The 9,344-nt window shown below is 42.8% G+C and carries 11 protein-coding genes and 1 pseudogene; all 12 read left to right on the top strand.

Annotation, left to right across the window (positions count from 1 at the left end):
• On the top strand, positions 1 to 800 hold an 800-nt coding region (gene nrdD / locus Q0191_RS06215; protein ID WP_297664809.1), incomplete at its 5' end, for an anaerobic ribonucleoside-triphosphate reductase.
• 1 nt (position 801) lies between these two features.
• Positions 802 to 939: a hypothetical protein gene (locus tag Q0191_RS06210; protein WP_005592063.1), complete on the top strand. Its 138-nt coding sequence runs from the start codon at positions 802 to 804 to the stop codon at positions 937 to 939.
• A 55-nt stretch (positions 940 to 994) separates the two neighbouring features.
• Positions 995 to 1,492, top strand: coding sequence for a GNAT family N-acetyltransferase (locus Q0191_RS06205; protein ID WP_297664806.1), 498 nt, complete (start codon positions 995 to 997; stop codon positions 1,490 to 1,492).
• A gap of 9 nt (positions 1,493 to 1,501) precedes the next feature.
• Positions 1,502 to 2,047, top strand: a complete 546-nt coding sequence (locus Q0191_RS06200; protein ID WP_297664804.1) for a GNAT family N-acetyltransferase — start codon at positions 1,502 to 1,504, stop codon at positions 2,045 to 2,047.
• The gene (nrdG, locus tag Q0191_RS06195) at positions 2,013 to 2,612 is read left to right on the top strand and encodes an anaerobic ribonucleoside-triphosphate reductase activating protein (protein ID WP_297664802.1); all 600 of its coding nucleotides are present in this window, start codon (positions 2,013 to 2,015) and stop codon (positions 2,610 to 2,612) included. Before Q0191_RS06200 ends, nrdG begins: the two co-directional genes overlap by 35 nt.
• 331 nt (positions 2,613 to 2,943) lie before the next feature.
• The gene (locus tag Q0191_RS06190; protein ID WP_297664800.1) at positions 2,944 to 4,401 is read left to right on the top strand and encodes an LCP family protein; all 1,458 of its coding nucleotides are present in this window, start codon (positions 2,944 to 2,946) and stop codon (positions 4,399 to 4,401) included.
• A 3-nt stretch (positions 4,402 to 4,404) separates the two neighbouring features.
• Positions 4,405 to 5,136 (top strand): capsular polysaccharide biosynthesis protein Cps4B, encoded by a 732-nt coding sequence (gene cps4B / locus Q0191_RS06185; RefSeq protein ID WP_297664798.1) that lies wholly within the window; start codon positions 4,405 to 4,407, stop codon positions 5,134 to 5,136.
• Between the two features lie 28 nt (positions 5,137 to 5,164).
• The gene (locus Q0191_RS06180) at positions 5,165 to 5,860 is read left to right on the top strand and encodes a CspC family polysaccharide chain length determinant protein (protein ID WP_297664796.1); all 696 of its coding nucleotides are present in this window, start codon (positions 5,165 to 5,167) and stop codon (positions 5,858 to 5,860) included.
• A gap of 8 nt (positions 5,861 to 5,868) precedes the next feature.
• The gene (locus Q0191_RS06175; protein ID WP_297664794.1) at positions 5,869 to 6,585 is read left to right on the top strand and encodes a tyrosine-protein kinase; all 717 of its coding nucleotides are present in this window, start codon (positions 5,869 to 5,871) and stop codon (positions 6,583 to 6,585) included.
• Between the two features lie 3 nt (positions 6,586 to 6,588).
• A complete protein-coding gene (locus Q0191_RS06170; protein WP_297664791.1) occupies positions 6,589 to 7,965 on the top strand; it encodes a sugar transferase in 1,377 nt (458 codons plus the stop codon).
• 30 nt (positions 7,966 to 7,995) lie between these two features.
• Entirely contained in the window at positions 7,996 to 9,168 is a 1,173-nt protein-coding gene (cps2T, locus tag Q0191_RS06165) for a beta 1-4 rhamnosyltransferase Cps2T (protein ID WP_297664789.1), read from the top strand.
• A 4-nt stretch (positions 9,169 to 9,172) separates the two neighbouring features.
• Positions 9,173 to 9,344, top strand: a pseudogene (locus tag Q0191_RS06160) (glycosyl transferase family 1); the annotation flags it as partial.

The following is a 9,344-nucleotide window of genomic DNA, read 5'->3' as shown; positions in this document are numbered from 1 at the left end:
AAGCCAGTCCAGCCAATGCACCGATTCTTTATCAGTATGGGGCTTTTGGCCAACGCTTGGGCAAGTATGATCAGGTGGACCAGCTCTTTACTCATCGTCGTGCGACGGTTTCCCTAGGCTATATCGGTCTGTATGAAGTGGCAGCAGTCTTTTACGGCGGTAATTGGGAGAACAATCCTGAAGCCAAGGACTTTACGATTGCCATTGTCAAAGATATGAAGCGTCGGGTAGAAGAGTGGTCCGAGCAGTATGACTACCATTTCTCTGTCTACTCGACGCCATCTGAAAGCCTGACCGACCGCTTCTGCCGTTTGGATACAGAAAAGTTTGGCATCGTTCCGGATATTACTGACAAAGAATACTATACTAACTCTTTCCACTACGATGTGCGTAAGAATCCAACACCTTTTGAAAAGCTAGACTTTGAGAAGATTTATCCTGAAGTGGGTGCTTCTGGTGGCTTTATTCACTACTGTGAATACCCTGTGCTGCAGCAAAATCCAAAAGCACTGGAGGCTGTCTGGGACTATGCTTATGATCGGGTTGGCTATCTGGGAACCAATACACCGATTGATCGCTGTTACAAGTGTAACTTTGAAGGAGATTTCACGCCGACCGAGCGAGGCTTCACCTGTCCAAACTGCGGCAACAGCGATCCCAAGACGGTCGATGTGGTCAAGCGGACCTGCGGTTACTTAGGAAATCCGCAAGCCCGCCCAATGGTCAATGGCCGTCACAAGGAAATATCAGCTCGGGTCAAGCACATGAATGGCTCAACTATTAAGTACGAAGGAAATTAAGATGGGAAAGTATCAATTGGACGACAAAGGAAAGGCTCAGGTGCAGCGTTTCCATGAAAAACATTCGCGGGGAGGCAATGGCAAAAAAGAGCGATTAGCCAAACTGCGTCAGCAATTTTTAGAAAAAAACAAGAAATAATAGAAGTCAGAGTGGGGCGCAAGGCGGTCTCACTCTCTTCGTATCAGGAGGATCTATGGAGCTGAGACGACCGAAACTAGAAGACAAGGAAAAGATTTTAGAGATGCTGGCTGACTTTGAAGCAGCTGGCAGCCGGCAGGACGGCTTCTTTGGCGGAGAGGATTTTGTTTATGAGGACTGGCTGGAGACCATTTGGCTAGCTGAAGCAGGTCTAGGCTTGCCGCAAGGTTTTGTGCCTTACATCCAACTAGTTTCTTTTGCTGCGGATGGTCAGGCTGTGGGCTTTCTCAATCTGCGTTTGCGGCTCAATGACCATTTACTCCAAGAAGGCGGGCATATCGGTTACAGTATTCGTCCGTCTGCGCGTGGGAAAGGATTGGCCAAAGAGCAGTTGCGACAAGGCTTGCAAGTAGCTAAAAGTAAAAATATCAAACGTGCTTTAGTGACTTGTGATTGTGATAATGCTGCCAGTCGAGCAGTGATTTTGGCTAATGGCGGAGCGTTAGAGGATATTCGAGCTGGTAAAGAGCGCTATTGGATTGATTTAGATTGAGGATAGTTTATGAAGTTACGACGACCAACTTTGGAAGATAAAGACGCGATTTTAGAGATGATTGCGGAGTTTGATGCTGCAAAATCCTACATGCACGGTGGCATGGGCTCCACTTGGAAACGAGCAAAGGATTATGAAGATTGGCTGAGAATTGTAGAGCAGCAAGAGAACGCTGGAAATCTGCCAGAAGGCTGGGTTCATGCCATCCAATTTTTGTCCTTTGATGAAACTGGCTTGCCTCTGGGCTTTTTAGCCCTACGCTTGTCCTTGAATGACAAATTATTTGTGGAGGGTGGGCATATTGGCTATTCTATACGGCCCAGTCAACGCAGAAAGGGCTTGGCTAAGTTGCAGCTAGAGCTAGGACTAGCAGCGGCTCGAAAGCAAGGATTGGAACGAGTGCTGATTACCTGCGATGAAGACAACGAAGCCAGCCGTCTCACCATTCTCTCTGCTGGCGGTGTTTACGAAAATACAATCGATAGAAGTCAGCGCTACTGGATTGATTTGGAGGATGAAGATGAACAATCCCAAACCTCAAGAATGGAAAAGTGAGGAGCTTAGCAAGGGGCGAATCATTGACTATAAGGCCTTTAACTTTGTGGATGGCGAAGGTGTCCGCAACTCCCTCTATGTCAGTGGCTGTATGTTTCACTGTGAGGGCTGCTATAATGCAGCAACTTGGTCTTTCAATGCTGGCATTCCTTATACGCAAGAGTTGGAGGAGCAGATTATGAAAGACTTGGCGGAGCCTTATGTGCAGGGACTGACCCTTCTAGGCGGCGAGCCATTTCTCAATACAGGCATTCTCCTGCCCTTGGTTAAGCGGATTCGGAGAGAGCTGCCGGACAAGGATATCTGGTCTTGGACGGGCTACACCTGGGAGGAGATGATGCTGGAAACGGAGGACAAGCTGGAGCTGCTGAGTTTGATTGACATCTTGGTGGACGGCCGTTTTGATATCACGAAGAAAAATCTCATGCTACAATTTCGTGGTTCCTCTAATCAGCGCATCATTGATGTGCAGAAGTCTCTTCGATCAGGACAGGTAGTCATCTGGGACAAGCTCAATGATGGCCTCCAAACCTATGAGCAAGTTGATCGAGATGGCTTGCTGTAATCATCTAGATTGGAGTAGAATTTCCAGTATAAAAACAGGACATGTAGTTCAAGTTTGTCCATGTTTTTTAAAATGTGCTTACGATGATGCAAGTGACTCTCAGAGTTCATGACCCAAGCTCTATTTTCCTTATCAGAAAAAGCGGTGTCAATGCCTTGGTATCGCTTTATTTTTCTATGCTTTGGCTTGAATTCGATTTCAAAGTTGAAGTCGTTGACAAAAAAATAGGATTTTTTTACAATTATGTAATATTCTTAAGAATTTCTTAAAAAAGCCATGTTTTTATGCTATAATAGACTAGAGTAATTTTGCACAGAAAGTAGTAAGGTGAATGTATCAGAGATCAAAAAAATCTAAAAAGAAAAGCAATCGATTAAAAATAGTTAACAGCACCCTCTTGGGTGTCTATACTTTGTTAGCGGCTTTCTTGATTTTCACAATTTTCCGCTATCATTTTCTAGCTTTTCGCTATGTGAATATCTTAGTGGCAGTCCTCATCCTAGCAGTGGCAGCCTTGTCAGGATTCCTCATTTTAAAGGGGAAGGCAGGGAAGGCGACTAGCGCCCTCCTGATACTAGCTCTACTTGTGGGTTCAGTATCTATGTATGCTGTGAAAGGTTTGGTCGACTTGTCAGCAGGTGTCAACTCTACTTCCAACTACTCTGAGTATGAGATGAGTATCGTGGTGCCGGCAGATAGTGATGTTAAGGACCTCAAGCAGTTGACAAATGTCTTGGCGCCATCAGGCAATGACCAAGACAATGTCCAAGCGCTGATGAAAAATATCAGTCAAACACAAGGACATGAGCTGACAGTGGATACAGCTTCTTCTTATCTAGCTGCCTATAAGTCACTGACTTCTGGTGAAGCCAAGGCCATGGTCTTGAATAGTGTCTTTGAAGATACCATTCGTGGAGAAGACCCTGACTATGCTTCTAAGATTAAAAAAATCTACACTCACAAGATGAGCAAGAAGATTGATACAGCTATCGGCAAGCAAGATCCAAATGCAGAAGTCTTCAATATCTATGTCAGTGGTATTGACACTTATGGACCGATTTCTTCTGTGTCACGCTCGGATGTCAATATTATCATGACAGTCAACCGTAAGACCAAGAAAGTCTTGCTGACGACGACTCCACGGGATGCCTATGTTCCAATTGCAGACGGTGGCCTCAATCAGTCGGATAAGCTGACCCACGCGGGTATTTACGGTGTAGATGCTTCCGTTCACACCTTGGAGAACCTCTACGGTATTGATTTGAATTACTATGTGCGCCTGAATTTCACATCCTTCCTCAAGTTGATTGACTTGCTGGGCGGAATTGATATTGAGAACGACCAAGAATTCACTAGTCTGCACGGCAATTACCATTTCCCTGTAGGTAAGGTCCATCTGAACTCTGACCAAGCTCTAGGCTTCGTCCGTGAGCGTTATTCTCTAAATGGTGGAGATAATGATCGTGGTAAGAATCAAGAAAAGGTTATTGCAGCGGTCATTAAGAAACTGACTTCGACAGATGCACTGAAGAATTACAATGCCATTCTTTCAGGACTACAGGATTCTGTCCAGACCGATATGAGCTTGGAAACGATGATGAATCTGATCAATACTCAGCTAGAGTCAGGCGGAAGTTATAACGTGACTTCTCAGGCCTTGACCGGAACTGGAAATACAGGTCTGCCTTCCCATGCAATGCCAGAAGCCAATCTTTACATGATGGAAATTGATCAAAATAGTTTGGCAGCTGCCAAAGCAGCGATTCAGGAAGTAATGGAAGGGAAGTAAAGCATGATTGATATTCACTCGCATATCATTTTTGATGTGGATGACGGCCCTAAGACACTAGAGGATAGCCGACGTCTGCTCGAAGAAAGCTATCGTCAGGGCGTTCGCACCATTATTTCTACTTCTCATCGCCGAAAGGGCATGTTTGAAACGCCTGAAGAAAAGATTGCAGCAAACTTCAAGCAAGTGCAGGACTTGGCCAAGCAAGTTGCTGACGACTTGACCGTGCTATATGGAGCGGAGATTTACTATACTAGTGATATTTTGAAAAAGCTAGAAGAGGGGACATTTCCCAGTCTAGGTGGCACCAAGTATGTCTTGATCGAGTTTAGTATGAATACACCCTACAAGGATATTCATTCCGCCTTGGGCAATGTCATTCGCCTCGGTATGACTCCGGTAGTGGCACATATTGAGCGCTATCACTGTCTGGAAAATGATGAGGACAGGGTCAGCGAATTGATCAATATGGGCTGCTATATGCAGGTCAATAGTTCAAACGTTTTGAAACCTAAGCTCTTTGGTGATCGTTACAAATTTATGAAAAAGCGTGTTCAGTTCTTTCTGGAACGGGACTTGGTTCATTTCGTTGCCAGCGATATGCACAATCTCGATGACAGACCGCCTTATATGCAAAAGGCCTATCAGATTGTCGCGAAAAAATATGGTGCTGCGCGTGCGGAAGAACTCTTTAAGACAAACCAAGAAATCTTATTAAGTAACGAGTTTATTTAATCAATCAAACTCTGGAGAAAGTAAATACATGAATCAAGAAAATCAAATGATCGAAATCGATGTGTTGTCTCTGTTGAAGACAATTTGGAAACGGAAATTTTTAATAATTTTAACTGCCTTGTTGACGGGGATTCTAGCCCTAGGTTATAGCGTTTTTATTGCCAAGCCTACCTATAAGAGCACGACGCGTATCTACGTTGTCAATCGTCAGCAGGGCGACAATCCTGCTTTGACCAACCAAGACTTACAGGCTGGTTCGTATCTGGTAAAGGACTACAAGGAAATTATCCTGTCTCAAGATGTCTTGGCATCCGTCATTTCAGAATTGAAGCTGTCAGGCTCACCATCTGACTTGGCATCTAAGGTTACTGTGACTGTACCAACAGATACTCGGATTGTGTCTATTACAGTGACGCATGCGGATCCGGCAGAAGCTAGCCGTATCGCCAATACCTTACGTGAAGTCGCTGCTGAGAAAATCATCGCTGTCACCAAGGTATCCGACGTTACAACGCTGGAAGAAGCAGAAACACCAAAAACACCGTCTTCTCCGAACATCCGTCGCAATACCATCATTGGAGTGCTTGCGGGTGGTGTCTTGATGGTTATTGTAGTAGTGATTGTTGAGATCCTTGATGACCGTGTCAAGAAGCCAGAAGATATTGAAGAAGTCTTAGGAATGACTTTACTTGGTGTCGTTCCAGATATGAGTAAGGTAGGTTAGGAGATATAATGCCAATACTAGAGTTAGCAAAAAAGAAAAAACTTTCTATTTCGAGGGTAGAGGAGTATTACAATGCTCTTCGAACCAATATCCAACTTAGTGGCGAGAACATCAAAGTGATTGCTGTGAGTTCTACCTTCCCAGGGGAAGGAAAGACGACAACATCAACGAATCTGGCTCTGACATTTGCTAAGGCAGGTTACAAGACTCTTTTGATTGATGCGGATATTCGAAATTCTAAGATGCTTGGTGGTGTTTTTAGGAGTACTGAGAAAATCACAGGCCTAACAGAGTACTTGTCTGGAAATACAGACTTATCGCAAGGATTGTGTGAAACGGATGAGGAAAATCTCTTTGTTATCACTTCAGGGCAAGCCTCACCAAATCCAACGGCACTTGTGCAGAGCGAAAAGTTTGAGGTAATGATGGATGTTCTCCGTCGCCATTATGATTATATTATTGTGGATACTCCTCCTATCGGTATGGTCATAGATGCGACCCTTATTTCCAAGTTTTGTGATGCAAGCATGTTAGTAGTTGCTAGTAATGTAGTGAAACGGAAAATGGTTCAAAAGTCTAAGACCCAGCTGGAGCAGTCCTCTACACCTTTCCTTGGTGTAATCTTAAATAAATATAATGTCGAAGCAGATAAATACGGTTTCTATGGTTCCTACGGAAACTATGGAGATCGTTTGAGAGAAGAAGAAAAGAAAAGCGAGAAGTAATGTATGTTTAGAAAGCAAAGGGAAATTCAAGAGTTAGGAGTAGCTGTATTGGAACTGCTGGTGTCTATGCTAGCAGCGGTTTTAGTGAGCCTTATTTCTAATTCTGACTTGACAAGGACAAGTGTCTTTATCCTCTCTTTGCTTCATATTCTTGCTTTTTACATCAGCAATTATTTTCATCACTTTTTCCGTAGAGGTTACTTTGTAGAGTTTATCCAAACTTTAAAATATAGTGCCTTCTATGCTCTTTTTGTCACTTTTGCTTCCTTTATCATGGAGGAACATTTTTCTATCTCGCGACGGGGACTCATCTATTTTATCTTACTAAATGGCCTACTAGTTTACGCAGCCAATATTTTGTTTAAAAACTACTATTCGTCTATTCATGCTCGGTCAAAAAACAGTACAAAGGTTTTTGTCATTACTACAAGTTCTAGGATAGAAAAGTTTTTTGCTCAAATAGAAAAGGCCCAAGACTTTGGCGGTCAGATAGTGGCAGTCACAGTAGTGGATGATCCTTCCTTCACAAGTTCTGCTTTTGATGTGGTGCTGGAAAAAGATATGATTGAGTATGCGACTCGGTCGGTAGTGGATGAAGTGTTTATCAATTTACCTAGCGATCTCTATCGCTTGGAAGATTTGATTTCTCAGTTTGAGCATATGGGAATCGATGTCAATGTTAATATCAATGCCCTAGATTTCCCAACCAATGGCGAGAAGCGCATTCGTAATGTGGCTGGTTTTAATATCGTGACGTTTTCAAGCCGTTTCTATAGTTACTACCATGTCCTTTTGAAACGGCTTCTGGACATTGTCGGTGCCCTCTTTGGCTTACTGCTCTGTGGGATAGCTGCTATTTTCCTAGTGCCTCAGATCAAAAAAGATGGTGGTCCAGCTATTTTCTCTCAAGATCGAGTTGGGAAGAATGGTCGCATCTTTAAATTTTATAAATTCCGCTCTATGGCTGTGGATGCGGAAGAGCGTAAAAAAGAGCTGATGGCGCAGAATACAATGTCAGACGGTATGTTTAAGGTCGATAATGACCCTCGTATCACGCCGATTGGACACTTTATTCGCAAGACAAGTCTCGATGAGTTGCCTCAGTTTTGGAATGTCCTCAAAGGCGATATGAGTCTGGTCGGTACGCGTCCGCCAACTGTGGATGAGTATGAAAAATACACGCCTGAGCAGAAAAAACGTTTGAGTTTCAAACCAGGTATCACAGGCCTCTGGCAAGTCAGCGGCCGTAGTGAAATCACGAATTTTGATGATGTTGTAAAGCTAGATGTGTCCTATATTGATGATTGGACCATCTGGTCAGATATTAAAATTTTACTAAAGACTGTCAAAGTTGTATTAATGAAAGATGGAGCGAAGTAAGTGAAACTTCGCTTCCTTGATAGGAGAAAGATGAAGAAGTCCGTTTATATCATAGGCTCAAAAGGAATCCCTGCCAAGTACGGCGGCTTTGAAACCTTTGTTGAGAAATTAACAGAATATCAGCAAGATAGGAGTATACAGTACTATGTAGCCTGTATGCGTGAAAATTCAGCTAAGTCTGGGATCACAGATGACCAGTTTGAGCACAACGGGGCAATTTGTTTCAATATTGATGTGCCTAATATTGGGCCAGCTAGAGCCATTGCATACGATATTGCTGCTGTAAATAGGGCGATTGAAATCGCTAAAGCAAATAAAGAAGAGGCTCCTATTTTCTATATTTTAGCTTGTCGTATTGGACCTTTTATCGCTGGACTCAAGAAAAAAATCAAAGCTATCGGAGGTAGTTTATTTGTCAATCCTGATGGGCATGAGTGGCTCCGAGCAAAATGGAGCTTACCCGTCCGTAAGTATTGGAAATACTCAGAGCAACTCATGGTCAAGCATGCGGACTTATTGGTTTGCGATAGTAAAAATATCGAAAAATATATCCAAGAAGACTATAAACAGTACCAGCCAAAGACGACTTATATCGCCTACGGGACAGACACAAGTAAGTCTGTTTTAAAACCTGAGGACGAAAAAGTTCGTACTTGGTATCACGAAAAGGGTGTTGCTGAAAACGGATATTATCTAGTTGTGGGACGATTCGTTCCCGAAAACAACTATGAGACCATGATTCGTGAATTTATGAAGTCTAATTCTAAAAAAGACTTTGTTCTCATTGCAAATGTAGAACAAAATAAGTTTTACGATCAGTTGCTCAAGGATACTGGTTTTGACAAAGATCCTAGGGTCAAATTTGTCGGTACTGTCTATGACCAAGAATTACTCAAGTATATTCGTGAGAATGCTTTTGCTTATTTCCATGGACATGAAGTCGGTGGAACAAACCCTTCTCTACTGGAAGCTCTGGCATCCACAAAGCTTAATTTGTTGCTAGATGTTGGTTTTAACCGAGAAGTTGGTGAAGATGGGGCTATTTATTGGAGAAAAGACAATCTCCAGCATATTATTAAAATAAGCGAAGAATTGTCACAAGAAGAAATTGAAAAAATGAACAAACTGTCAACAAAACAAGTTAAAGAACGTTTTTCTTGGGAATTTATTGTTGATGAGTATGAGACCTTGTTTACAAAATAAGTATATGAAAATATTACATTACACAATTGGCTTTTCTCCGGAGCGAACTGGGGGATTAGTTGGCTATGCCACTGATTTAATGATTGAGCAAAAGCGTCAGAATCATGAAGTGTTTGCATTGTATCCTTCAAGTCAGTTATTTTTTGGGAAAAAGCCAAGAATAAAGGAAAAACCTG

It is taken from the genome of uncultured Streptococcus sp., from assembly GCF_938036805.1.
Taxonomy (GTDB): Bacteria; Bacillota; Bacilli; order Lactobacillales; family Streptococcaceae; genus Streptococcus.
The sequence above is the reverse complement of the archived record's forward strand: the minus strand, read 5'-3'. Positions and strand labels throughout refer to the sequence as shown.